This is a genomic window from Chitinophaga horti (assembly GCF_022867795.2).
Taxonomy (GTDB): Bacteria; Bacteroidota; Bacteroidia; order Chitinophagales; family Chitinophagaceae; genus Chitinophaga; species Chitinophaga horti.
Genome location: NZ_CP107006.1, coordinates 4456635 through 4481928 on the forward strand (window position 1 = coordinate 4456635; position 25294 = coordinate 4481928).

Consider the following 25294-nt stretch of genomic DNA (forward strand, 5'->3'; position numbering starts at 1 on the left):
TGTTTTCAGTTCAATAGAACAACACACATAATTATCACTTCAATACCGATCGCTACTAGAAGTTGGCTTGTACACCAACACTAAAGGTCCTGATGTTTGGATAAGCCGTACCGTTACCGGTGTTCAGCTCAGGATCCCACAGTTTAAACTTGCTCCAGTAGAACAGGTTAACACCCTGGAAGTAAATCCTGGCATTCTTCATTCTAAGCGCTTTGGCAGCATTCTTAGGCAGGTTGTAGCCCAGGTCAACTGTTTTCAGACGAATGAAGTCGATATCTTTAACCCACCATGATGAAGTATAAGAATTCATTTTGTTCGCAGCAGAACCATAACCTAAACGGGGGTAGAATGCATGTGGATTTGGATTTTCCACAGTCCACCTGTCTTCAGCCTGCCAGAACAAATTACTTCTTTCAGCACCAGTGCTGTTATTGAACGGGATAATACCATCGCCATTCAAGAGCCTGTCTGCACCAGCAACACCCTGGAAGAAGGCGCCTACATAGAACTGTTTCCAGGTCAGGTTTAAACCGAAACCGTAAACGGTTGTAGGTACGTCTCCATTACCAATCCTGGTGATGTCGTTTGCGTTGATCACGCCGTCACCGTTCAGGTCTTTATATTTAATATCGCCTGGCAGTGTGTTGCCGAGATCAGCCTGGCTTGGGCTTTTGTCGATCTCTTCCTGGCTTTCGAACAGTTTTTCAGCTACATAACCATAAGTAGACAGGTAGTTTTTACCCCTTCTCTCCATATATGGTTCTGGCTGTTTAGCCATATCGTTCTCAATTACCTTATCTCTGTTAAAAGAGAATGTACCACGGAAGTCGATGAACAGATCTTTACCGATTTCAACCGGGTTCAGTGTAACTGTACCATCAATACCTTTGTTCTCGATGATACCGAGGTTACCCCACGGAGCACTGTTCAGACCAATATAAGAAGGCAGCGAGCCCCTTTGCAGGAATACGCCTTCGCGTCTTTCTTTAAAGATGTCTGTAACTACAGTCAGCTTATCGCGGAACAAGTTAAATTCAAGACCGAGGTCCTGTTTGTGTGACTTAGCCCAGGTAACATCAGTACCGTAGCTGTCGATGTTAGTACCATTCTGGAAACCAACCTGGTTGGTGCCAGAACCGAAGTAGAAGCCATCTGCACCAGTGCTAACAATGGTAAGGAAGCCGAAACGACGGTTACCACCGCTGCCATCACCTACATAACCATCAGAGTAACGTACTTTCAGGAAGGACACTACATCTTTCAATGGCTCGAAGAACTTCTCGTTAGACACTACCCAGCCTACACCTAATGCAGGGAAGAAACCGTACTTTCTGCCCGGGATGAAGTTTTCAGAACCGTTGTAACCAAAGTTCACCTCTGCAAAGTATTTATCCTGGTAGGAGTAAGTACCCCTTGCAGCCACACCGCGGTTACGGTAAGGCAGTGAGTTAGTGGCGCTGCTTGCAAACGCTTCCACTCTTTCACGCTGGTTGAAGAGGATCATACCGGTTACGTTATGATCGTCCCATGCACGCTGGTAGTTAAAGCCACCTTCAAAATAGTTTGCTCGTCTGCCACTGTTCACCCTGCCATAACCGAGATCGTCGTTACCAGAGTAAATCAGGTTGAGGTTCATAGTACCGTCGTCCAGGTAGGGCACGATGCGGTTCAGCAGGTAAGTGCTGCGGCTGCGTGTGCGGTCGATCTGGTGACCATTATAACCGTCAAAAGAGTACATAGCAGAAGCGCTCAAACCAGGCAACCATGCTTTCAGGTCCTGGGTGATACGGGCGTTGGTATACAACTGGTTGCCGAAGAGGTTACGGTAACCAGACTGTGTTAACTGTCCGTAAGGGTTGGGCTGTGCACCGTGTGAGCTCACACCTGGCAGATAACCGCCTGGGTACATTGTAGGGTACAGAACCGGGTTAGTCTGCATTACGTTATCGAATGCCTCCTCCGGGCTGATACCTGGCATGTTGGTTTGTGTTACATAACCTTGCACGCCCAGTTCGAATTTCGTGGTCTTAGTCCAGTCCATCGAAACGTTGGAGGTGAAGTTATAACGCCTGAATTTAGTGCTGGCGTCATAAGCCTGGAGGTTATCAGTTTTCAGCAGGCTTTCTTCTTCGTAGTAAGCGAGTGAAGTATAATAAGTGGCGAAGTCGCTACCACCACGGGCAGCAAAGTTCGCACGCCTGTTCATAGCGGTTTTGTTAAACATTTCTTCCATCCAGTCTACATCGGGATACAGGTATGGATCTTCCTGTTTGATAGTACCGTTAATGTAGTTGTTAGAATATTCTGGCGTCATGCCTGAATTGCGCTGTGCTTCGTTACGGAGCAGCATGTAGCTCACACCGTCCATCAGGTCAGGCCTTTTTGTAAAGGCAGTAAGACCCTGGTTGTAGTTGAACATCAGGTTCGGTTTGCCGGATACACCTTTTTTAGTGGTGATCAGGATTACACCGTTTGCACCAGCTACACCGTATACTGCAGTAGCAGCAGCATCTTTCAGGATAGTGAAGGAAGATATGTCTTCAGGATCGAAAGCGTTGATATCACGACCTTGCACACCGTCTACCACGATCAGTGGAGAGGCGCTGTTACCAGAACCGTTGAAGGTAGAGATACCCCTGATCCACACATCCGCAGAGTTAGAGCCAGGTAAGCCGGAACGTTGTACACCTACCAGACCGGCGATTCTACCCGCCAGTGCGGCGCTCAGGTTAGCTACCGGCGTTTTGATATCTTCTACGCTCACAGAAGATTGTGCACCTACGAGGGAGATTTTCTTCTGCTCACCGAAACCTACTACTACCACTTCATTCAGTGAGTTATTAGTAGCAACCAGTGTAATTTCAAAGTTGATGATATTGCTGATTACGAAGTTAAATGCATCGTAACCGATCATACGCGCAGAAAGGCTGTCGCCTCTTTTTGCGTTTATTTCAAAGGAACCATTTTCTTTAGTAGTAGTTCCCGTTTTAGTAGAAAGGTTGACGATCGTTACGCCAGGCATCGCCGTCTTTAACTCATCTTTAACGGTGCCCGTGATCTTAATGACCCCGTTTTCTTGCTGCGCAAGCGCATTCATAGTTACTAACAACCCAACCAGGAGCAGGGCGTTCATAACAATAAACTTTCTTAGTCTCGTTCTAAGCATAGTCAATGTTGTTGAAAGATTAATTTGATTTACTGCTGCAGTTGCAGCTCTAAGAGACGTGAGCAATGCTATTGCTGAGGCATGCTGATAATACGCCATTCAGCCAGCTGGAAACGTTGGTCACCACCGTGTTTGGTGATGTAGAGGCGATAATACTTGTACTTTTCCTCGTTCGCGAACTCATAACGGTTCTTTTGGAAGCGGGCGGCAAATACTTCGCCAGTGCGGGCGTCGAGTGTAACCCAGTTTACGCGGTCCTTGGATCCTTTAAGGGCCCAGTCTCGCGGATCGCGGGTAGGTGCGTCATTTGCAGCTGTAAGTGTGTAGGCATCCACACGCTGAGAAGCCAGCAGATTCAACTCGATCCACATAGTGTCGACGAATGGATTAGTCAGGAACTTCGTATCAGCCGCACCATCTACCACTTTCGGGGAACCTTCACCTCCGGTTACTCCCGATCCGTTTTCGATGTTAACTGATAACTTGCCGAGACTGGTCACATCTACCTCGCCTTCTGCATTTGGCGGGAGCAGTTCGTACGTCCGTTCGGTCTTGTCGTCGCAGCTTGCCAGGAATAACAACAGCATGCCAAGAAAGAACACGGCGTTAACTTTGGTTGATTTGAACATCATCATATCACGTTGTTTTTGTCTTTTAGATTTGATGCAAAGCATTATCGCGCGCCGTTTTGATACGGCACATTTGTATAGGTAAAGCAACTCTGCAAAATCGATTTAGTAATCTATTGCAACTTCGTTTAACTGTTAATTCATCGTGGTAACACCGGGCTTACCGGACATTCTTTAAAAATGACTATTGCACATCATAGGTAGAGATAATTTTAAAACAACGCTAAATCGATTTTGCATCACTCACTAAGAAAACAATCGATTTAGTCAGTTCACCTATGGTTTGGTTGCACATTAATAATCACGTTGTAAAATGCTTTTTTTCTCGTTGACATCTCCTCTGCTTACCAGAAATAACTCATAACGTCACTGTCACGTTTAGTTTATGTAAAGCAACGCTTCCACTATCTTCACGACTTAAAGATCGATAATTATTTGTTAAATTTCAAAATCAACACGCACTTTTTTTTGAGAAACTTTGATTTTTTTCACCTGGACTAGGCTTTTATTAACGTATAGCTTTTCGTAATACGTCGTGTAGGCATAAGGTTTAACCCCTTTTTTGCCTGGCCTCCAGAAGGCCAATGGGTCGCAATAGACAGCCCCTCGCCTATCTGCAAAAAAATCCCGGGCCACGAAGGCCCGGGAGTGCTACTAAATCAAAAATATGAGTGCTAGTTCAGCGCGTCGTTAAAATCGGTTTCCTTCAACGGAATCACCCACGTCCATTTATTGGTTTCGGCAGGTTGGATGGAAATGGCAAGTGCTGTGAGGAAGTTGCCACCCGCAGCAGGATCCTTACGAACCAACGGATCGCCCCAACGTTTCAGATCGAACCAGTCGAACCCTTCGCCCCACAGTTCTATAGCGCGATATAATTTGATTTCGTCCAGTAACGCGGTACCGGTTTTGGTACAGGTGTAGCTCGCATCGCGGCCAGAAGCCTTTGTAAGCGCCTCCAGGGTGGCCGCTACCGTAGTAGCTGGTTTATTCTGGAAATACTGGGCCTCTGCTTCGATCAGGTACATTTCAGAAGAACGGAAGTGGTTCAGGTGACCAACACCCGGCTGGTCGCTCGCTTTCATCTTAAATTGCATGTAAGCGTAAACGGTAGATGTACTGTAAATATCCGGGTAGAGGGTGAATGCACGGGCCTTCAGCGCAGTGCCAGCCACACCGCTGGATGCAGTGTAGGTATACCCGGTCGGATCCAGGAACAGTCCTCTGCGGATATCGGTAGCCGGAATCTTCTGATACAACTCTTTGCTGATACATTTCGGATACGTTCTTACGTTCGATGCGCTGGAATTGTAGCCGATGTAAGCAAAGTACTGGTAGAAATACAGTGTTTCGTCTGCCGCACCGTAGCTGCTCCAAATCCATTCCTGGTTCGGATTGCTAAAACCAGCTTTGTATTCTGTAGCGCTCATCAGGTTGTAACCTGTTCTTGCCTTTACAGCATATGATTCAGCCGTAGGGTAGTCTTGCCTGTTAAGTGCCGCGCGGGCATAAACAGCGTAGGCTACATTCTGGTTCATCTCGTAATTGTTGCTCCTGCTTTTGCCGGACTGGGTATACAATTCGATTGCTTTATCCAGGTCAGCATAAATCAAAGCGTAAGTTTCTGCCAGTGTAGAAAGTGGCATATCGCCTGTAGAAACGTCTGTTCTCAACACTAAACCGCCAGTAGAACCGTTCTGGGAATCGCTCCAGCGGTAGCCATACAGCTGCGCCAGCATCATATAAGAATAGGCACGGTAAGTAAGCGCCTGCGCTTTGATGAATTGCTTATCGGATTCCGGGCCGGTTGCATTATCGATATTTACTACGATCGTGTTTGCGTTCGAGATGATCTTATAATAGTAATACCAAGGGTAGAACGTGTAAGTGCTGGACGCGTTCTCGTGGTTCATAGAGTTGATCACGGTAGCCCAACCCGGCAGGTTCACATAGAAGTGCGCACCAGGATAGTTACCCCACCACATTTTGATAGAACCTTCACCATTTAAGCCCTGCACGCTCAGGTACTGGCTGGTCATCATTTTAGCAAGACCGTTCACCGCACCTTTCGCATTTTCCGTAGTGGCAAATACGGTGGCGGAACCAGTAGCATCCGTAGGTACGGTGCTGAGATAATCTTTCTTACAGGAGGCTGCCAGCAAAGAAACCGACAGCAAGCTTATGTTTATTATCCTCTTCATTTTTTCCTTTTTGTTTTGTTACAGACCGATGTTTACACCTACAGAAAATACTCTTGGCGTTACAAAAGCACTCACGCTTCTGCCGTTCCATGACTGCTGGGGGTTCATGCCCTGCAGTTTGGTAAAGGTGGCCAGGTTTTCTACGCCGGCATTAATTCTTACAGAAGTCAGATCTGCTCTCTTAATTACAGACACTGGCAGTGCATAGCTCAAAGCAATGTTTTTGATCACGAAGTAAGATCCATCCTGCAGGAAGCGTGTAGACATCGCGTTGTTCAGGTTACTTCTTGAAAAGTCTACTACCGGTACACCTTTAGGATCTATGCGGTTGGCAGAAGTTTCGGTCATACCTTCGGGCACGCCGTCCCAGGCATTCAGGATGTCTTTGTGCAGGTTACCTACAGAACCAGACATCGTCATCAGGCCCAGGTAAGAATCGTCGTAAGTTTTGCCACCTACAGAGTAAGTGAACAAGCCAGACAATGTAACACCTTTGAATGTCAACGCAGAAGTGAAGCTGCCGTACATGTTCGGAATAGCGCTACCACTCCAGTCACGTTTTGCGTAAGTGGTGTTACGAGTATAATTTTTACCGTTGATCGGCACAAGGAAAGCCATCCATGCTTCGCCGGTTTTGGTCGGATCGAAACGCTCGTCATCAGCGAGATACAGTGCGTTACCGGTCATCTGGTCTACACCAGCGTACTGGTACGTCCAGAAGTCGTACAGGCTATGGTTTTCGAGCAGTTTGTAGTTGCCGCTGACGATACCGTTCTCACGGTTTTCTTCGGGCAGTTTCACTACTTTGTTCGTCATCCAGGTGGCATTTGCACCCACGTTCCAGCGCCAGTCTTTTGTTTTTACAACATCCACATCAAATGAAACCTCCAGGCCTTTGTTGGAAATAGAACCGATGTTTTTTGTCATAATAGAGCTGGAAGCTGTAGAAGATGTGGCACCTGCAGACAATGGCAGGTTGATATCATAGATCAGGTTCTGAGAACGTTTGTCGAAATACTCCACCGTGAAGTTTGCGCGATCGAAGATGCGACCCTCTACTGCAGCAGTGATGGAGTTAGAAGTTTCCCAAATAAGGTCCAATGCAGGGTTTTGTATTTTGTACAAAGCAGGCGCATTACCATTCTGGTCAAGGGTGTACAGGTCCATCCATGCATACCTTCCTGCTGCCAGGTCATTACCAACTTCACCGTAAGATGCACGCACTTTTGCGTAATCCACTACATTCGCTAATGGCTGGAAGAAGTTTTCTTTAGACAGCAACCAACCGCCACCAACAGACCAGAAGTTACCCCAACGAACATCTTTGTAGAACCTTGATGAGCCATCGCGCCTGAAGGAACCGTCGATGTAATACTTCTCATCGTAGTTGTAACGTACGCGGGAGAGGTAGCCTTCCGTTCTGTAATCCAGTTTGTAACCATCCAGGCTGGTAATTTGGGTGAAGTTAGAGAAATCCACCTGGCCAGGGAATGTCTGATTCGTTTTATATGCGTACAGGTAGTTAGTATTTTCGTAATAGTTCTCGTGAGCAACCAATGCATCAACATGATGAACACCGAAGTTTTTACCCCATGTCAGCAATTGCTGAGCGGTGTAGTTTTTATAACGGTAATTGGTAGAAGATGCGCGGCCGTTGTTACCGGAACCATCGCCAATCAATGCGTTGCTGTAAGAATTGTTATCGCTGTTACGCACGTTCATATCGCCTTTCAGCGTAAAGTTGAAATCCTTCAGGAATTTGAAATCGATAAAAATCTGGCCCTGTAAGGTATTACGGATCGTACGGTCCTGGTTCAATTCGTTTTCCCAGGTGGCGTGGCGACCAACACTCTGGCCACGGGTACCGTTACCATCGTCGTATTGTTTGTTACCCTGTTCATCCAGCAGGTATTCACCGGTGGTGACGTCGTGCATGTGTACAGGATAGATAGGCGCCATACCGCGTGCAAAGTTGAACGGGTTTACGAAAGAGTTGGCGTCGCCTGTATTACCGGGTGCACTGTTCGTTTTCTGGTGAGAACCCGCCAGGTTGAAGCCGTACTTCATCCATTCTTTCGCCTGTACATCGGCGTTGATCCTACCGGTTACACGTTGATAATCGGTTGTAGTTACATAACCTTTCTCATCCAGGTAGCCCAGGGAGTAGTACAGGTTGCTTTTTTTGCTGCGGGCTGTACCGCTGATCGTGTAATCCTGGCGGTAGCCTCTTCTCTCAATGTCCTTGTACCAATCGAGGTCGCCGAGGTAACCGGATTTTATTCTTGCATCAGCCACCAGTTTGCCGTTAGCATCAAACAAAGCAGTAGCATCTTTATCATAGATGTTGAGTAACAGGTAGTCAGACACCAGGCTTGCAGAAGCCTTGGCACCGGCAGCAGCTGCATTCGGATAAAGTGTTGGATTGGTTGACATCAGGTTATTCCTGTAACCGGTCCACATTGTTTCCATGAACTCGTTAGGCGACAAACGCTCGTATTCTTTAATACCACGGGTATATACACCCTGGTTAACGACTACATTAATAGAACCATCCGCACCTTTCGCTCTTTTAGTGGTCATGATGATCACACCGTTGGAACCGCGCGAACCGTACAATGCAGAAGATGCCGCATCTTTCAGTACAGTAACAGATTCAATATCGTTCGGGTTAATGTCTGCCACGTTACCTGCAAACGGAACACCATCGATCACATACAAAGGCGCGTTCGCACCGCTTGAAGAGTTGGAAGTAAAACCACGGATACGCACGTCCGGACCAGCACCTGGCTGACCAGTAGTGTTATTCACCTGAATACCAGGCGCAGCACCTTCCAATACGGAGATCGGGTTAGATACGGGACGTTTTTCAATATCCTTTGAAGTTACGCCGGCTACTGAACCAGTGATAGATTCTTTTTTCGCTTTACCATAAGCAACAACCACTACCTCGTTGAGGTCGCCGGTTTGCGTGGTGAGCGAAACATTGAGCACAGCGCTTTGCCCTACAGCAATTGTTTTTTCGCCAAAACCGATCGAACGGAAAAGCAGCTCTTTGCCTGCGGGAACATTAATGGTAAAGTTACCATTGCCGTCAGTGAGGGTACCGGTATTAGTCCCCTTGATAATTACTGAAGTACCAGGGATGCCGCTTCCATCAGTAGCATCGGTAACCCTACCCGTTACCTTCCTGTCCTGGGCAAATGCCACTGTAACCTGTAGCACCGTCATTAAGAATAGACCTAGCAATTTTTGCCTCATGTAGATTTTGATTTAGATTTAAACTATAGATATTGGAACCTCATAAACAAAGTGTAAAACCAAACGAGAAAAGGATGCACGCTGCCCTTACGCCAGTTAGGAGTCCTGACGATATAAAATATAAACAGCGATAAGGAAGGAATGGCCCTGAAATAAAATCAGCGGATTACATTCACGAATGTTTCGAGAAATACTTTTACATGATTAATAAACCATAAAGCTGGCACTCATAAACAGTTCCCTAATGACTTGGAAAAACCTACATGTAATTTGTAGAGAAGACCCGCTCACTGTTAGCACTCACGACAATGCTGCATAATGTTCACTCATAAATTTTGCTTACATCAAAAACATAGCTCCCATAAACTCTCATAAACAATTGTCCGGATGGTGCGGACGCTGCGTTAAAATTTTGTTGTATTCGCTAACCATCAAAACAAAAATCGTAAATTTTATCATTAATCCCATCACTTTTTTACAAAAATTTTAGCATTTGATAACATTTACATCTTTTGTGTAACATTCATTATTTTTTTTATTGATTCAAAAATTGCATAATCTATAGGGTTGGTAGACCATGTAAAAAAGCCGTTATCATAAAGCTGATTATAGTAATTTTGAGCTTTCATTACAGACGATATATGATAGGAAAACTGGCAGGGCATCACGACACGATCGTTGCATTGGCCACTGCACCGGGCATAGGCGCCATTGCGGTGATCAGGCTTAGCGGCGAACAGGCGATAGGCATCACCAATCAACTTTTCACGGGCAAAGACCTGCGGGAAGTAGCGGGGCATACCCTACACTTTGGTATGCTTACGCACCCGCAAACACGTAAAGCGATCGATGAAGTGGTGGTGAGCGTATTTCACAATCCCCGCTCCTACACCGGTGAAGAAGTGATCGAAATTTCCTGCCACGGCTCACCCTATATTCAACAACAAATTATAGACGCCTGTATCCTCTGCGGCGCGCGCATGGCTAAGCCCGGTGAGTTCACGCAGCGAGCGTTCCTGAATGGCAAACTCGATCTTACACAGGCGGAATCGGTTGCTGATCTTATCGCCAGCAATACCGCTGCTTCGCATCAAACCGCGATGCAACAGATGCGCGGCGGTTTTTCCCGCGAGCTGAAGGCCTTACGCGAACAATTGATCCGCTTCTCCGCCCTTATCGAGCTTGAGCTGGATTTCAGCCAGGAGGATGTGGAGTTTGCAGACAGAACACAATTCTACGACCTGGTTAGTTCTTCCACCGTTACGGTGCAACACCTCATCGATTCGTTCAGCATGGGCAACGTGATCAAGAATGGGGTGAACACAGCGATTATCGGCAAACCGAACGCCGGTAAATCCACCCTGCTCAATACCTTACTGAATGAAAACCGCGCAATCGTCAGCGACATCGCCGGCACTACCCGCGATACTATTGAAGAAATTCTCAACATCAAAGGCATTCTTTTCCGTTTGATAGATACCGCTGGCATCCGCGAAAGCGTTGACGCCATTGAAAGCATCGGCGTACAGAAGTCATTGGAAAAGATGCGGGAAGCGGGATTGGTGATTTATCTCTTCGATGTAAACGAATACACCGCCGATGATATTCTTGCTCAGCAAAGGATGTTTGAAGCAGAGAAAATCAATTACCTGCTGGTTGGCAACAAAACAGACCTTTCGAGCGGTGTTACGCAAAAGTTCGCGACCATACCCGGCATCTTGTTTATATCCGCGCGTAACCACGATCATATAGAACAGTTGAAAGATGCGCTGGTGGAGAAGGTGATGAGCGGCAGCATTAATGCTGAAGATACAGTGATCACGAATGCACGCCACTATGCTGCATTACAGGAAGTAATGCGGTCATTGCTGGATGTTCGTAATGGCATGGATAACAAGTTGCCCGGAGATTTGCTGGCGCTGGATTTGAGACGATGCCTCCATTTCATTTCGGAGATTACGGGGGATATAACGAACGAAGATCGGTTGGATTACATCTTCTCTAAGTTCTGTATCGGGAAATAAAGAGGGGCGTATCGGTGGCTTTGCAAGCCTGACGAATACGAATTACATCGATGTGTTTTACGTTTATCGAACGGAAACGCAACTTCCTGCTCAGGCAGCGACGGAAAGAATTACACAGGTAAGTGAGATCCGATGAGCAAGCCTTTCAACTTCACGAAGCATCATGGTAAATTCAGTAAAACAAATCACCAATGGCTACGAATGATCCTGTACACAGCCCGTTTGCGCAGACGTTTTTTCACGGCACGAAGGCTGACCTGCAAATTGGCGACCTTATTTCACCAGGCTTTTCATGCAATTATGCTGACAGAAAGCTTAAACATGTTTACGTCGCTGCCACCATCACCGCAGCGATATGGGGCGCAGAACTTGCAGTGGGTGATGGCCGCGAACGGATTTATCTCGTAGAAGCCACAGGCGATGTGGAAGATGACCCCAACGTAACGGACAAGAAGTTTCCCGGTAACCCAACCATGTCTTACCGCTCGGTACACCCGTTCAAAGTCATAGGAGAAGTGACCCGCTGGATCCCGCATTCACCGGAGCAAGTGCAGGCTATGAGGGACGGGTTGCGTAAACTTTCCGAACAGGGAATAAACGTTATTATAGACTGAGCACAAGACCGGGTGAACCACGCACCACTAAAGACCAATATGGTATTTACGCGCAGTCCCAAATAAAAACAGCGGCCACTCTGAAAGTATGGCCGCTGTCCGGATTTCCTGCTCAAACGCTATTGATTGAGGTTACGATGATTACTTACTAACCACCGTACTATAAGTCGTTTTTCCTTCATGATCAACAATGCTACATCGCAACTGCCGGGCGTTGACAGCAAAATACATAAACCCATATTCCGCCGCCACGAAACGATTGTAGGTCAGGTTTTGCCTCACTGGCGTAACCTCCGACCCGGCGCCAGAAATGAACTGATGGAAATGCTCATGGCTGTTTTTCAAGTGCTGCATGGAATGTTCGTGGCCAGAAAGGTAAACATCCACCTTATGTTTCTCTAAAACAGGTTGCAATGCTTTACGCACTGCCAGCGTATCATAGTTTTCTGTACGTGGACCGGCGGTATACACGGGATGATGCCCCACCACAATTTTCCATCGGGCATCTGAATTTGCCAGCAGCTTGTCCAACCAATCCAATTGCCTCTCTGGTTGCTGGCCGGCCACGTGCGGGCCATATTCGCTATTTTTATAAAACTCAGGGATCATCGGATTGGTGTCGATAAAGGCCATCAACATCTTTTCCGCATTTTTGAGCCCGAAAGTTTTGCTATAGTACCTGGCAGGCATTTAAAGATCGAACGACTTTTGTTGGTCTTCCTTTATTTGCTTTATCAATTGCATGCCCGGCAAAATTAGTGGCTCCTTTCCAGCCACTAATCTGTGGGATGTTATCTTATTATAAAGCTTTGTGAGGCTGGTTTGCGTTTTCAGCAGGCTTTATTTCCTGGGCCGGCGCGTAAACATCGTCTCTTTTCAGCTCCATAATCCTTTCGGGATACGCCGGTGACTTAAAATCGAATTTGGTATATAAATAATGTGCATCTAAGGTCACCAGCATCGTTCTTCTTAACCCCTTCGTCCATGGCAGCCCGAACAGGTAATCCAGCATTAATTTTGAAAGCCGTTTTCCGCGATGCTCTTCCAACACATATACATCCGCCAGGTAGCCGAAAGTCGCATAGTCGGTAACAAGCCGTGCAAAGCCAACCTGGGTATCGTTTTCAAACACGCCGACGCAGAACGAGTTTTTCAGGGATGATTCAACAATGTCATATGGAATACCTGCCGCCCAGTAGCTTTGGCTACTTAAATACAAATGGATGGCGGCAACATCCATGTTATCAAATCCTTCTTTAATACTGTAATTATCCATCGCGATGATCGAATTTTAAAGAGATGTAAAACGCATCAGGCGTTTATTCCTGCTATCAGGACTTTTTAAACGGGGTACCGGTCCCTGTTTCTGCAAACACTTTTAAACTGGTTACAAACTGCGCCCATCCAGCCTGGCAAATATGATAACACTCAACCTCCGGGGTTAAGCCTTCATGCACTAAGTTAAGCAATGTAGCCAATCCATCCGCCTGAATGGACCAAATAATCCGCGTCCCCACCCACTCTGTTTTGTTTTGTAATTCAGGAATGTCAATCACGGAATCTGTTACGAGCCAAACAACCCTGGTGTCCGTCTCCAGCACTTCTACAGCAAACACTTTATAAATATTGTCTCCAAACCTTACCGTAAAAGTGCCGCCACTAGTCTTACCACTCCCTCCAAAATCCTCCGACCACCACCGTGCGATATCATGGGTAAGCGCTTTATAAACGATGGCCGCATCGGCATGAATGAGGGTTGTACTTTGATAATTGTCCATTATTCTTACTGTTTTAGTAATTGTATGTGTCACCTGGTCATGGATGTTTGCCATAACTATTATGATATTCTTTGCCCGGTTTCGGAAATGTGAACTTTAACGCCGACCAAACGTCATCAATCCTCATACAAACACTTTCGACCATTTTAAAATTGTAACCAATCCGGATCACTTCTTTAATATCCAGGTCGGTGCCCAGCTTTCGGCCTTTAGGCCATGAAACCCATAATGTACCTTTTTCGTTGAGATGGCTTATCAGGGTCTTAAACTGCTTTTCGAGCTGCTGCTTATCGATCACAAAAAAGTGGATGTAATCAAACTTGCCTGAAAGCTTATCTTGATAAAAGTGAGACGGCAACTGCATATCCGGCAGCGTTTCAGGAGTGAAATTGATGACCACACCTTTCGCACTGGCCGACAAACGCATCTTTTCTGCTATCGTTTTAGTTTTCATGGACTTACCGGTTTAATTCAGGATTTCATCCTGATCACTTTTAGTAATAGGGGGATGATACCGCATGAAACGGCAATAAAGATGCCTACTCTTATATAATTCAATTGCTTCCACATTGTAACCTTTGCAAAAAGCGTTTCAGCGGCTGCACTTGTATCGTACGTCGACTTCTGAAATGAAATAATGTTAGGTGCGAAATAAGCCAGTGTCCACACCCTTACCACGAAATGCACAGCAAACAAAATCAACAGCCAGTTTCTTATAACCCCTATCTTCCAGCACAAAACAATGGCCGCTACAAAAGTGATTTCGTGTATGGAATGCGCTATGATCCAAAAGGATTTTAGGTTAATTCCTTTCAGGAGACTAAGCGAGGCAGGCGGATCGGCCGTCCATTTTGGAACAATGACGGCCGTCTCGAAAACCTGGGCACCATTCAGCAGAAAGTAAGCCAGCAGTGTAACCAAAATGGCTGATTCTGCGCGTGACAGGTATTGATGTGTAAATTCCATGTGATGCTTGCTTGAAAGATCATTTCATTTTGTACAGATGTCCTGTGATCCCAGCCAGGCTCGAGGGATTTTATCAGTAAAATCATAGCCGTGTTGAATGCTCGTGGTGATCGGCCGCCACTTATCGGGCTTCCGCATAAAGCGAGGCCGCTATTAGTTATCCGAAACCGAGCCATCCAGGTTCAATGATAAATCCTGCCGTGCCGATCCGTTAGCCACCGTGATGATAAAATTGTCGGGATCATGCTTGCCCAGAATCTTCGTAAGACTGATATTGACAGTTGATTGACTATCGGCGCAATTTGTCTTTGCCTTGTTAGACAATACGAGATTGATCTTCCCGGGATCCGACAACATGACGGAACCATCCCATATTGCTTCAAGATCTGCAGCCTCACAGGCGCCTTTCACCGTAACGGTTAGTGTATTGCCATTCCGGGTAATGGTCTCAATTTCAAAGCTACCTGGCGCAGGCGGCCTGTTGGCAATTAACGCCGCATACTTTCCGGCACTTTTATATAGATTATCTTCCAATACGACTGTGGAATCACTATTCGATTTTTTGCAGGATGTGGCTGTCAAACCAAGCAGCGCCACGAGGGATACATAAACAAACTTTGTTTTCATGCTTTTGAATTTTAGGAGTTGGAGTAATAGCGTCAACATGATCAAACGCTTCAAACAGGCAAAGATTAATTTACCATCTAAATCGAAATTAATAGTAAATTTGAAATAAAACAAGCACCCAGCGGAAATATATTATTGATGATCGCGCAAAATTGACCGAAAACCTTTGCCACGTTAATAAAAATGAAACCTATCGCCTGTTATTGATTAAACACATAATTTTGAGGATGGCCAAAACCCGCAGTATAAGCTCTCTCAATATCGACAGTACGGTGCTGTGCTGCAACTTCGTTAACACCGTCAGCTCCTGGATGGATAACCAGCGGTATGACTACCTTGCTACCTACAACGATTTTATCGATTGGTGCCTGAAACTCAACTTCACCCAAACAGCCAGGCTGGAACAACTCCGCCAGTTAGCCGCCCAACAACCCGGCGAGGCCGATGCCGCACTTATGCGCATCAGGGAGATTCGTACAGTTATGCACAATTTAATTGCCGCCGTAGCGAAAGATGATGCCGTGGCAAAGCAGCAATACCTGCCATCTTTCAACTTATTATTGATTGATGCGGCGTCGAGACAGCGGTTGTTATTTCTTGATGGCAAATTCTCGGTGGGCCAGCTCAACCCGGCCGGTGACCTCACCGCACCCGCCTGGGAAGCGGTGCAGTCATTATCCGGCATGCTGGTTAATAACGATCTGCGCAGGATAAAGGAGTGCCCTAAGTGTGGATGGGTATTTCTCGATGAAACGAAAAACGGTAAAAGAAGGTTCTGCAACCCCAAGTACTGCGGCACCAGCGATAAGATGATGCGCTATAACCAGCGAAAAAAAGACAACCCGGCGTCCTAAATCCATATATTTACTTTCTAAATTTAATTTGATAGTAAATTTATGTACATTAGAGTAACACGTTTGAACTGAAAAGTAAACACACAAATCCCCCTTGTTATGAAGACATTCTTCTTCCTGGTTTGCAGCATGCTGTTACAATGCAGCATCGTTAACGCGCAACAGTTACCCCGGGCGTTAATCATCACCGGCAACGGAAACATTCCCAAACAACTCGACAACTATCCGCCCTGGACACACGAATTTCATAACGAGAAAGTCATCCAGATCCTGGAGGGCATCGTCAGCATTGACACGACCACCCATCTCACCGACCTCAATGAAGCCAACCTGAAGCGGTATGATCTCATCATCAGCAATTCTATGTTCCTTACCCCGGATGCACAACAATTACGCGCGCTGCACAACTTCGTCAGTAAAGGAAAGGCCTATTTCACGCTGCACTGCGGCATCCTGACCTGCATGAACTGGGATGGCTACCGCGAATTTATGGGCGGCCACTTCATCGGCGGGCCATCAACAGAGCCGACCGTATTACGGGTAATTACCACCAATGACGAGTTTTGGGGATTCCCGCTCGCTTTCCGGGACCTCACAGAACATCCCATCTCAAAAACGCTCAATGACTTTGACATTAAAGACGAACTATATTACTTTCAACCCGCTACTCCGAACATAAACGTCATCGCCCGTGCCGAAAACCACCCTATCATGTGGTGGCATAAAGTAGGTACAGGCAAGGTGATGAGCCTTACTCTCGGACACGATCTGCAGGCAAAGGAAAACCCCGGCTACCAGGAACTTTTAAGAAATGGTGTAAGGTGGCTCACAGGTTACCCGCTCATCTACACCGAACGCATACCGCCTGTTTCCACGCGCGCTAATACCTACCCCAACTTTCTTAAAATCCAGAACATCTCCGACGTACAGCCTGACCAGATCGTTTCGGCGGCCGTCACCTCAGACGCAAGCCTGTTAACCATCCGCCGCAACGACGCCGGGAACTTTGACCTGCACCTCACCGGCAAAAGCGGACATGGCACCTTCACAGTATCCGTAACCAACAAAGCCGGCAGAAAATCAGAAAGAACTTTTGGCATCGACATCGTAGCCGACAAAACCGGCAACCTCGCAGGCTACCTGGGTAATGAAATTACAGCCACCGCATCAGAAAACACCAGCGCTGTTTTTCTCCCACAAAATACCGTTGACGGCGACACGCTTAGCAGGTGGTCAAGTATGAATACAGACCAGGCATTCCTGTTGCTGGACCTGAAAAAACAGTACGACCTGCGTAAGATCAGGATACATTGGGAAGCATCGTACGCGAGGAACGTGCAAATACTTAGCTCCATAGATAGCAAAAACTGGACACCCATCTACGAAGATAAAGACGGACACGGCGGCGTGCAGGAGGCGACGGTTAATGCGAATGGCCGCTATATCAAATTACTGCTTCAGCATAAAGTACCTGGGAAAAGAGGGTTTTCTATTTACGAGCTGGAGATTTTTTAATGAAATCATACCGGTCTCCCTGTGGAATTTTGACGCTTCACTGCATCAGTTATCCCATTCATGCACGCCATTCGGTTGTTTTGCTGCCATAAACAACAAGCCACACAATGAAAAAGCTTACAATTCTCATGATTTGTATCACGATCGCATCGCTGGTGCAGGCACAGTCAATCCACCCGAAATTAACGGAAGCGCAAAAAAAGGAGCTTAAAGCTAAGATGGACGCCTACAAGGCCAGGCTCAAACTTACAGAACAGCAACAACCGAAGTTTGAAGCCGTCAATCTTCAATATGCAGAAGCGATTGCCTCATTGCGCAACGATAATGGTTCCAGGATGAGTAAACTCAAAAAGTTGAAAGCGGCAACCAACAAAAGAGACCAGGAAATGAAAGCGATACTGTCAGCGGAACAGTATAAAATATTCAAAGCGCACCAGGAAGAAGCCAAGAAACATGTGAGAGCAGGTCGCAGATAAAATTGAGTATAGATGATGGAACATGATACCCGGGCGGGAAAGATCATACTATTAGCAGCACTCGCCATCGCCTTATTCGTAACGCTGCCACGCATTGTGATAGCCGCCTACCTGAAGGTAACGCCGGCATGGGGTGTGACCGCCAGAGGCCTCTGCACGTTTCTAGTCGCCTGGTTATGCCTGTGGATAAATGTGAAGAGCGTAACGATACCAGGCATTAACCCGGCCAAAATCACACACCGGCTTGCATTGAACGTAGCCTTGCTGATACTGATCAAAGTATTATTCCATTTACTCAACATCCCCGCCCCTTCGGAAGCATATAGCCGCGCCCAGGTTTTCCTGTTTAATGTTACCCTCGTGCTGGAAATCTGCCTCTGCGTGCTGATTGCAGAAATGTATAGACTATTAAAAAACAACCAGCAGCAGCGGCTTAGTAATGAAATGCTGCTTAAAGCAAATGCGGAGGCCACGTTTGAAGTATTGAAAACGCAGATCAACCCACACTTCCTGTTTAATTCGCTGAATACTATTAACGCGATGATCGATAAGGACATTGATGCTGCTAAAAAGTTTGTGGCTAACATGTCGGAGGTGTACCGCTATATTCTGAACAGCGCCGGCAAACCAGTAGTTACACTGGATGATGAACTGAGCTTCACGGCAAGCTATACAAAGATGCTGCTCGAACGCCATGCCGGCGGCCTGTTTATAGAAATCAATATCCCGGCAGCCTATACCCATTTTCTGCTTCCGCCGGTATCACTGCAAACGTTGATAGAAAACGCAGTGAAGCATAATGTCGTATCCCTGAACAACCCACTTATCATCCGCGTCGCTATCTCCCGCGGACAACTGGAGGTCACTAACAAAATCCATCAACGGAAAAAGGAATATGCTACGTCCACCGGTACCGGCCTGTATAACCTGCACCAAAGATACCTGCACCTTTGCGATACCAGCATCGACATCAGCAATAATGAAGACACCTTTATGGTGGCATTGCCGCTGCTGAAGTTTTCGAACGGAAGATATGTACCAAACCTGGCAAACTTATGATGAACATATTGATTATAGAAGATGAACCCAATGCGGCACAACAACTCATGAAAATGATAAAGGCGTGCCGCCCGCTTTTTCAGTTCAGCCCTGTAATAGACAGCGTTGAAGCCGCCGTACAGCACCTGCAACATCAGCATGCCCCAGACCTTATCTTTTTAGACATTCATTTATCGGACGGCCATGCATTTGATATCGTCGCACATATTGACCTCCCCTGCCCTGTTATATTTACGACAGCGTACGACGAATATGCGCTTAAAGCCTTCGAGGTAAACAGCATCGACTACTTATTGAAACCGATCGCACCGGAGCGTGTGACCAAAGCCATCACAAAGTTTGAACAACACTATGCCAGCCGTCCCAGGTTTCAGCAACTGCTACCGGAACGAGGCCATTACAAACAAAGCTTCCTGGTACCATTTAAGGATAAACTATTGCCCGTAAGGGTAAGTGACTTCGCCTGGTTTGAAATCAACAACGCCGTCGTTAGTGGTGTTAAGTTCGACGGCACGGTACACATTCTGGAAGAACGCTCACTAGATGCACTGGTCAAACACATCGACCCACGGCAGTTCTACCGGGCTAACCGTCAGCTCATTATCAACAAAGCCGCACTGAAAGAAGTAGCTCAATACTTCAACGGCAAACTACTGGTAAAAACATTGCCCCAACCCAGGGAAAAGATCATTATCAGCCGGGATAAAGTAACGCAATTTAAATCGTGGGTAACTGCCTGACCTGCTTCAGCAGCCAATTATACGGCTTCGCTGTTTAGATCATCACATCCCGCACGGCGCTTTTATTCCTTTGCATAAACCAATATTAAAAGCAATGAAAATGATTTTCAGCTTCTTCAGCGTATGCATCTGCCTGTCCCTTTTCTCCTGCGAAAAGAAAGACGACGATTCGCGCCGGCACAGGTTTACGGAACAGGTTATGATCGACGGCCTCCGCCGTACGTATGTCGTCAAACTTCCGCGAAACTATTACGAACAGGATAGCGCACGCGCCCTTGTCATCGGTATTCATGGTACAGGCGGCAGTGCAGACCAGTTCGAAAAGGCCTATGGATTTAACCAGCTTGCCAGTGAAAAAGGTTTTATCATGGTTTATCCCGACGGCGTGGAAAAGCAGGACGGGGCTGGCATACTCAGGGTACGCACCTGGAACGCCGGCACGTGCTGCGATTATGCCATGTACACGAATGTGAACGATGTTAAATTCATCAGCACGCTGATCGACGAGGTGAGTAGCAGGTTTCTCGTAAACCGGAAAAAGGTGTACGTAGCAGGCATGTCTAACGGCGGCATGCTGGCTTACCGCCTGGCCTCCGAACTTCCAGGCAAACTGGCAGCGGCCGGGATCGTAAGCGGCACGATGGTGGCACCGAAAGACACAACCCTGAAAGGAGTCGTGCCACTCATCCACATTCACGCGCTGCCGGACCAGAAAGTACCCGTACACGCCGGGGGCGCTGGTATCGGGAATTATGTTTTTCCGCCGGCAGTGGAAGGTATCAACTACTGGGTAAAAAGGAATCAATGTGCCACCGAACCGGCCGTTGAACAAAGGCAGGGCTATGAAATAACGAGCTGGAAAAATGCAGCGGGTGTCGTTGTCATGCAACGTTACCTCACCCAGGATGGCGGCCATGCCTGGCCATCCGCTCCCCCACAGGGCCGCAGGGGCGACACGCCGTCGAAGGTAATAAACGCCACTCATCTCATCTGGGATTTTTGTGACCGCTTTTCACTACCCTGATTTTCGCAGGTGAAGCCGCACACCAGCCTCTAAAAACAACGGCGTGAACCTCCGGGGAAACGCACAGTACCCATTCAACAACGATGGCGCGCAACCCACGAAAACTGCCAATAAACAAAACGAGGCTGCATCAAAAGTAATTTGATGGCTATGAGAATCGCTTAAACGAAAATGCGCTACGTCGCCTACCTAATAAAAGCGGGTAGAAATTACTTTTGATACAGTCTCATCTTCATTAACCTAAGTCCTGTAAGCCTTCAACACATTCATCACCCACGACTTACCCCACTGCTCCATCTGCTCCTCCGTCCATAAAGCCGGGAAGAAAATACGCTTCTGGAACCGGGGCGGCAGGTACTTTTGCCAGTTGGTACCGCCGGTAGCAGCAATATCTACCGGGTCGCGCTCGAGGTAACGTACGGCTGATTTATAATGAGAAAGTGGCCACTCTACATTGACGAACAGGTCGAGTTTACGCAGCTCCTCTTCTACCACAGTTAAGTCATCACCCTGTTCTTTAAGCCTGGTATATAAGGCAGAAAAGTTAGTGAGGGTAACGCTCTCCGCCAGCTTGAACAGCTGCCCGGAATACTTGGCGATAAACTGCTGCAGGGTAAGGGTTTGTTTGCCGGTCGACAGCTCCGACGCGCCGTACTTCCAGTAAATATTATCAAACTGCTCGTCCAGCGACGCCCCCTTCAAATCCTCGCGTTTGCTCAACGTCACCAGCCGCGCCATGTCCGTACAGTAAATTTCAATCATCCTGTATTGCCCGGACTGGAAGCCGCTCGCAGGCAGTAACGCCATCCTGAATTTCAGGAACTGATCCTTATCCATCCCATCCACCATAATATCAAAAGAAGATACAAGTGCGGTGAAATAAGCGTTGATGCGTTTCAGGCGCGTGGCAAAAAACTCCGGTGTGAGCTGTGGATGCTGACTGATCTGCTTACACTCATGCAACACGAGTTTAAAATGCAACTCGGTGATCTGGTGGTACATGATGAAGATTTCCTCATCGGGATAAGATGTTTTAGGCTGCTGCAAACTTAACAGGGTATCCAGGTGGATATAATCCCAATAGGTTAAATAGTCTGCATACAACAGGCCGTCCAGGTAAGCCAGGATATCCTGCCCCATGGCTGCGTACTTTTCCTGTAGGCGCAGCAACCTGTCTTTGATCTCAGGTGTGATTTCCATTTGTTAGTTTTTGATAATGCGACCGCTGATGGCCGTGGCGAAATAAATGGTTGGAAGTTGTACCCCAAACCGGAAGTTTGTGGCAACATTTAAGAACAGCGAAGTGCTGCCCGCATAAAGAAGAATGCTAGGAAGGCCGGTTGATGATATTTTTGTAGAGACTCTTCATCGGCTGTAATGGAAAGCAAAACAACCAAAATTTGTTCAATTAGCCAAATTTTGCCTGTGCCCGCTGTATAGTTATACTTAACTAATAAGCAGTTATAACCGCTTTCTTACTCGTTTCTTATTAGATTTTAACCTACCTGTCAAGCTTCTGTCAAATGCGATATTTTAACAGTTTCAAACGCATGTTTAATACCGGGTGATCTATCTTCGTTTTGTGATGACGGCTTTTTTCAGACATAGATTCGTTACTATTTTGATCAGTGCGATACTGTTTTTAGGCTTCGGCTTAAAGGCCAGTGTGTCCGTTGCCGGCAAATACAAATGTTCCAACATCTCTATGGAAATGGAAAGCAAGTCTTCTGCAGAAGAAGGAAAAAATTCCAAAGAGGACAAGTCGGGACGCTCATCCAAAAAGATGTGTTACTTTGATGTACCCAACCTGCATCAATTAGCGTATAACCCTACGACCTCTGAAGCACACAACAGGGTCTATTTACTCGCCATTATCTCTGAACCCTACCTTTCTATTCCTATAGAACCTCCGGAAATGGCCTAAAGCATACCATAGCCGGACGCCCGTTCCGGTGGGCCTTTAATGAAAAATATTGCAGTTACTTTTTAATGTCCAATCGTGGGTAAAAAACATGACACGCCAGCCTTGAGGCCGTGGCAAAGACTTGTAGGCATTCTACATTACGAACGAAAAACCATCAATTATATATTTCTCTATGCCGTATTGATCGGTTTATTGGGGCTTACGCTGCCGCTGGGCACTACGGCCATCTTTAACCTGTTAAGCAACGGGTCGATGTACAGCTCTACTTATATACTGATTGGGGTGGTGTTATTCGGCATCCTCATCGGCGGACTGCTGCTCATTGGCCAGTTAACATTGGTCGAGCTGGTGGAACAGAAAGTATTTGCGCGTACGTCGCTGGAATTCGCGTACCGTTTACCGAGGATCAAAAAATCGGAGTTGACGGGTGAGTACCCGCCGGAACTGGTGAACCGTTTCTTTGATATTCTTACTATCCAGAAGGGTTTGACGAAACTGGTGGTAGAAATCGTTTCCGCCGCGGTGCTGATCTTTTTCAGTGCGATCCTTTTATCCTTCTATCATCCTGTATATATGGTGTTTGGGGTGTTTACCGCGATGGTGTTGACGGGCGTGATTGCGCTTTATTACCGGGAAGCGGTGAAAACGAGCATTGAAGAATCTGGGCGAAAATACCAGGTGGTAGCCTACCTTGAGGATGTAGCGGCTAACCTGGATGAGTATCGTGGCGACAAAGCAAAGATGGTGGAGGCCTTACAGCAAACGGACGACATCGCGTCGAAATATATACGCGCCAGGAACAGTCACTTTAGGGTATTGAGGAAATTCTTTGCCAGCTCTATACTGATCCGTGCTATCCTGATGGGTGCGCTGCTCGTCATGGGTTCGTTCTTCGTAGTGGAAAGGCAAATGACCTTCGGCCAGTTCGTAGCGGCAGAAGTAATCGTCGTACAAATCAGTTACGCAGTAGAAAAAGTGATGACAGGTATGAGCACCATCTTCGACATGGTGACCAGCGCGGAAAAGCTGGCAGTTATTACCGACATGGAATTACAGGAAGAGGAGGTACAACATGGCTAATCATAAAGAAATCAATCATAAAGCGCATTGGGAAAACCTGGGCGATAAAACCAGCAGATCACTCCTGCGCGTACGCAAAGTGCTGCGCTTCGAGCGCATCATGCTGTTCGTGTTCATCTTTTTTATCATCATTCTCTTCCTGCCATGGCGCCAAACCATTCCGGGTAAAGGCACCGTAACGGCACTGCGCCCGCAGGATCGCCCACAAACGGTGCAGAACCAGATCGGCGGCCGTATTGAACGCTGGTATGTAAGTGAAGGTCAGGAAGTGAAACTGGGAGATACGATCCTGCTGATCTCCGAGATCAGCCAGTCTTATTTTGACCCGGAACTGCCTACCAGGTTAAGAGAACAGCTCTCCGCCAAACAAGGCAGCGAAGAAGCGGCGAAGCAGAAAATGCGCGCTACGCAATCGCAGATCGAAGCGTTGAACCGCGGCCTCACCTTCCAGCTGGTGGCTGCAGAAAATAAAGTGAAGCAGGCCATCAACTATGTGCAGAGTGATAGTGCCGACCTGGTGGCCGTTCAGCAGTTTTACCGGGTGAGCCAGGCGCGCCTGGAGCGGTACGAGCAAGGTTTTAAAGACGGCCTCTTTTCGCTTACGGATATTGAAACCCGCCGGTTAAATGTGCAGAACGACAACGCAAAACTGATCGCGCAGGAAAACAAACTGAATACTTCGCGCCAGGGGCTGCTCAACGCGCAGATCGAACTGGATAATATCCGGGCGAAGTACCAGGAATCGTTAGCGAAGGCGCAGTCGGATATGGGCACGGCGCTGTCCGGACAGGCCACTGCGCAGGGCGACATTGCCAAACTGCGCAACGAGATCGCCAACATCGACTTCCGCCGGGGCATGTACGTAGTACGCGCGCCGCAGGATGGGTATGTGATCAAAACCCTGAAAGCAGGTATCGGCGAGAATATTAAAGAAGGCGAATCCGTTGCTACGCTGCAACCCAAAGATCCGCAGGTGGCTGCCGAAATTTATGTGAACGCAATGGACGTTCCGCTGATCGCCGACATGAGCGAGGTGCGTTTACAGTTCGAAGGCTGGCCATCGGTACAGTTCTCCGGCTGGCCATCCGTAGCGGTAGGCACCTTTGCCGGAAAGGTATTTTCGATCGACCGTATGGCCAGTGCAGACGGCACTTACCGCGTATTGGTGAAACAGGTAACGCCAGTACCCAAAGCAGATGAACCATGGCCTATCCAGCTCCGCCAGGGATCTGGCGTGTATGGCAGGGTAATTCTCAACTCTGTACCGGTATGGTATGAGATATGGCGACAACTGAACGGCTTCCCGCCAAGCTTGAAAGAAGCACCCAAGGCGGATGCAGCAACGGGAAAATAAAGGAC

General features: G+C 47.2%; 22 protein-coding genes. 11 read left to right on the forward strand and 11 right to left on the reverse strand.

Translation table 11 applies throughout. The features are described 5' to 3' along the window. Positions 1-55: 55 nt before the first annotated feature. The 4 genes from MKQ68_RS17875 to MKQ68_RS17890 all read right to left on the reverse strand — a co-directional run bounded on the left by MKQ68_RS17875 (position 56) and on the right by MKQ68_RS17890 (position 9254). Positions 56-3133: a SusC/RagA family TonB-linked outer membrane protein gene (locus tag MKQ68_RS17875; RefSeq protein ID WP_264280305.1), complete on the reverse strand. Its 3078-nt coding sequence runs from the start codon at positions 3131-3133 to the stop codon at positions 56-58. 101 nt (positions 3134-3234) lie between these two features. Then, positions 3235-3801: a discoidin domain-containing protein gene (locus MKQ68_RS17880; RefSeq protein WP_264280306.1), complete on the reverse strand. Its 567-nt coding sequence runs from the start codon at positions 3799-3801 to the stop codon at positions 3235-3237. 668 nt (positions 3802-4469) lie between these two features. Further along, positions 4470-5996 (reverse strand): RagB/SusD family nutrient uptake outer membrane protein, encoded by a 1527-nt coding sequence (locus MKQ68_RS17885; RefSeq protein WP_264280307.1) that lies wholly within the window; start codon positions 5994-5996, stop codon positions 4470-4472. A gap of 18 nt (positions 5997-6014) precedes the next feature. Continuing rightward, positions 6015-9254, reverse strand: coding sequence for a SusC/RagA family TonB-linked outer membrane protein (locus MKQ68_RS17890; protein ID WP_264280308.1), 3240 nt, complete (start codon positions 9252-9254; stop codon positions 6015-6017). Between the two features lie 641 nt (positions 9255-9895). Between MKQ68_RS17890 and mnmE the strand changes: the two genes are divergently transcribed. Beyond that, entirely contained in the window at positions 9896-11278 is a 1383-nt protein-coding gene (gene mnmE / locus MKQ68_RS17895; RefSeq protein WP_264280309.1) for a tRNA uridine-5-carboxymethylaminomethyl(34) synthesis GTPase MnmE, read from the forward strand. 191 nt (positions 11279-11469) lie between these two features. Beyond that, a complete protein-coding gene (gene arr, locus MKQ68_RS17900; protein ID WP_264280310.1) occupies positions 11470-11892 on the forward strand; it encodes an NAD(+)--rifampin ADP-ribosyltransferase in 423 nt (140 codons plus the stop codon). A 141-nt stretch (positions 11893-12033) separates the two neighbouring features. On the opposite strand, the gene MKQ68_RS17905 is transcribed toward arr, so the two are convergent. The 6 genes from MKQ68_RS17905 to MKQ68_RS17930 form a co-directional block, all read right to left on the reverse strand. Then, positions 12034-12531 (reverse strand): metallophosphoesterase, encoded by a 498-nt coding sequence (locus MKQ68_RS17905; protein WP_264280311.1) that lies wholly within the window; start codon positions 12529-12531, stop codon positions 12034-12036. Positions 12532-12691: 160 nt separating this feature from the next. Beyond that, positions 12692-13132, reverse strand: coding sequence for a GNAT family N-acetyltransferase (locus MKQ68_RS17910; protein ID WP_264280312.1), 441 nt, complete (start codon positions 13130-13132; stop codon positions 12692-12694). A 91-nt stretch (positions 13133-13223) separates the two neighbouring features. Then, entirely contained in the window at positions 13224-13724 is a 501-nt protein-coding gene (locus MKQ68_RS17915; protein ID WP_244842096.1) for an SRPBCC family protein, read from the reverse strand. After that, entirely contained in the window at positions 13708-14124 is a 417-nt protein-coding gene (locus MKQ68_RS17920; RefSeq protein WP_264280313.1) for a hypothetical protein, read from the reverse strand. Before MKQ68_RS17920 ends, MKQ68_RS17915 begins: the two co-directional genes overlap by 17 nt. Before the next feature lie 17 nt (positions 14125-14141). Then, positions 14142-14636: a transposase gene (locus MKQ68_RS17925; protein ID WP_264280314.1), complete on the reverse strand. Its 495-nt coding sequence runs from the start codon at positions 14634-14636 to the stop codon at positions 14142-14144. Between the two features lie 153 nt (positions 14637-14789). Beyond that, positions 14790-15263 (reverse strand): hypothetical protein, encoded by a 474-nt coding sequence (locus tag MKQ68_RS17930; protein WP_264280315.1) that lies wholly within the window; start codon positions 15261-15263, stop codon positions 14790-14792. A 227-nt stretch (positions 15264-15490) separates the two neighbouring features. Between MKQ68_RS17930 and MKQ68_RS17935 the strand changes: the two genes are divergently transcribed. From MKQ68_RS17935 to MKQ68_RS17960, 6 genes are all read left to right on the forward strand, one after another. Further along, positions 15491-16117: a CGNR zinc finger domain-containing protein gene (locus tag MKQ68_RS17935; RefSeq protein ID WP_264283657.1), complete on the forward strand. Its 627-nt coding sequence runs from the start codon at positions 15491-15493 to the stop codon at positions 16115-16117. Positions 16118-16216: 99 nt separating this feature from the next. Further along, complete coding sequence (locus MKQ68_RS17940; RefSeq protein ID WP_264280316.1) at positions 16217-17632, forward strand: ThuA domain-containing protein; 1416 nt, start codon at positions 16217-16219, stop codon at positions 17630-17632. Between the two features lie 107 nt (positions 17633-17739). Then, the gene (locus tag MKQ68_RS17945) at positions 17740-18108 is read left to right on the forward strand and encodes a hypothetical protein (protein WP_264280317.1); all 369 of its coding nucleotides are present in this window, start codon (positions 17740-17742) and stop codon (positions 18106-18108) included. Positions 18109-18120: 12 nt separating this feature from the next. Next, a complete protein-coding gene (locus MKQ68_RS17950) occupies positions 18121-19167 on the forward strand; it encodes a sensor histidine kinase (RefSeq protein ID WP_244842103.1) in 1047 nt (348 codons plus the stop codon). Further along, positions 19164-19907 carry a LytR/AlgR family response regulator transcription factor gene (locus tag MKQ68_RS17955; RefSeq protein ID WP_244842105.1) on the forward strand — a complete coding sequence of 248 codons (744 nt, stop codon included), beginning with the start codon at positions 19164-19166 and terminating at the stop codon, positions 19905-19907. The genes MKQ68_RS17950 and MKQ68_RS17955 overlap by 4 nt, the downstream gene beginning before the upstream one ends. A gap of 94 nt (positions 19908-20001) precedes the next feature. Next, positions 20002-20931 (forward strand): CE1 family esterase, encoded by a 930-nt coding sequence (locus MKQ68_RS17960; RefSeq protein WP_264280318.1) that lies wholly within the window; start codon positions 20002-20004, stop codon positions 20929-20931. A gap of 240 nt (positions 20932-21171) precedes the next feature. Here MKQ68_RS17960 and MKQ68_RS17965 read toward each other — a convergent pair whose 3' ends face one another. Then, positions 21172-22131, reverse strand: a complete 960-nt coding sequence (locus MKQ68_RS17965; protein WP_244842110.1) for a tryptophan 2,3-dioxygenase family protein — start codon at positions 22129-22131, stop codon at positions 21172-21174. A gap of 421 nt (positions 22132-22552) precedes the next feature. On the opposite strand from MKQ68_RS17965, the gene MKQ68_RS17970 reads away from it, so the two are divergent. From MKQ68_RS17970 to MKQ68_RS17980, 3 genes are all read left to right on the forward strand, one after another. Then, the gene (locus MKQ68_RS17970) at positions 22553-22855 is read left to right on the forward strand and encodes a hypothetical protein (RefSeq protein WP_244842111.1); all 303 of its coding nucleotides are present in this window, start codon (positions 22553-22555) and stop codon (positions 22853-22855) included. A gap of 102 nt (positions 22856-22957) precedes the next feature. Beyond that, complete coding sequence (locus tag MKQ68_RS17975) at positions 22958-23935, forward strand: ABC transporter transmembrane domain-containing protein (RefSeq protein ID WP_264280319.1); 978 nt, start codon at positions 22958-22960, stop codon at positions 23933-23935. Next, entirely contained in the window at positions 23928-25289 is a 1362-nt protein-coding gene (locus tag MKQ68_RS17980) for an HlyD family secretion protein (protein ID WP_264280320.1), read from the forward strand. The genes MKQ68_RS17975 and MKQ68_RS17980 overlap by 8 nt, the downstream gene beginning before the upstream one ends. Positions 25290-25294 lie beyond the last annotated feature (5 nt).

Bases quoted from the DNA above. Each gene is read 5' to 3' on its own strand.
- MKQ68_RS17875 (WP_264280305.1), bottom strand. From the start codon at position 3,133: ATGAACGCCCTGCTCCTGGTTGGGTTGTTAGTAACTATGAATGCGCTT.
- MKQ68_RS17905 (WP_264280311.1), bottom strand. From the start codon at position 12,531: ATGTTGATGGCCTTTATCGACACCAATCCGATGATCCCTGAGTTTTAT.
- arr (WP_264280310.1), top strand. From the start codon at position 11,470: ATGGCTACGAATGATCCTGTACACAGCCCGTTTGCGCAGACGTTTTTT.
- MKQ68_RS17925 (WP_264280314.1), bottom strand. From the start codon at position 14,636: ATGGAATTTACACATCAATACCTGTCACGCGCAGAATCAGCCATTTTG.
- MKQ68_RS17950 (WP_244842103.1), top strand. From the start codon at position 18,121: ATGATGGAACATGATACCCGGGCGGGAAAGATCATACTATTAGCAGCA.
- MKQ68_RS17915 (WP_244842096.1), bottom strand. From the start codon at position 13,724: ATGGCAAACATCCATGACCAGGTGACACATACAATTACTAAAACAGTA.
- MKQ68_RS17940 (WP_264280316.1), top strand. From the start codon at position 16,217: ATGAAGACATTCTTCTTCCTGGTTTGCAGCATGCTGTTACAATGCAGC.
- MKQ68_RS17910 (WP_264280312.1), bottom strand. From the start codon at position 13,132: ATGGATGTTGCCGCCATCCATTTGTATTTAAGTAGCCAAAGCTACTGG.
- MKQ68_RS17945 (WP_264280317.1), top strand. From the start codon at position 17,740: ATGAAAAAGCTTACAATTCTCATGATTTGTATCACGATCGCATCGCTG.
- MKQ68_RS17885 (WP_264280307.1), bottom strand. From the start codon at position 5,996: ATGAAGAGGATAATAAACATAAGCTTGCTGTCGGTTTCTTTGCTGGCA.
- MKQ68_RS17955 (WP_244842105.1), top strand. From the start codon at position 19,164: ATGATGAACATATTGATTATAGAAGATGAACCCAATGCGGCACAACAA.
- MKQ68_RS17980 (WP_264280320.1), top strand. From the start codon at position 23,928: ATGGCTAATCATAAAGAAATCAATCATAAAGCGCATTGGGAAAACCTG.
- MKQ68_RS17935 (WP_264283657.1), top strand. From the start codon at position 15,491: ATGGCCAAAACCCGCAGTATAAGCTCTCTCAATATCGACAGTACGGTG.
- mnmE (WP_264280309.1), top strand. From the start codon at position 9,896: ATGATAGGAAAACTGGCAGGGCATCACGACACGATCGTTGCATTGGCC.
- MKQ68_RS17920 (WP_264280313.1), bottom strand. From the start codon at position 14,124: ATGAAAACTAAAACGATAGCAGAAAAGATGCGTTTGTCGGCCAGTGCG.
- MKQ68_RS17890 (WP_264280308.1), bottom strand. From the start codon at position 9,254: ATGAGGCAAAAATTGCTAGGTCTATTCTTAATGACGGTGCTACAGGTT.
- MKQ68_RS17930 (WP_264280315.1), bottom strand. From the start codon at position 15,263: ATGAAAACAAAGTTTGTTTATGTATCCCTCGTGGCGCTGCTTGGTTTG.
- MKQ68_RS17965 (WP_244842110.1), bottom strand. From the start codon at position 22,131: ATGGAAATCACACCTGAGATCAAAGACAGGTTGCTGCGCCTACAGGAA.
- MKQ68_RS17960 (WP_264280318.1), top strand. From the start codon at position 20,002: ATGAAAATGATTTTCAGCTTCTTCAGCGTATGCATCTGCCTGTCCCTT.
- MKQ68_RS17880 (WP_264280306.1), bottom strand. From the start codon at position 3,801: ATGATGATGTTCAAATCAACCAAAGTTAACGCCGTGTTCTTTCTTGGC.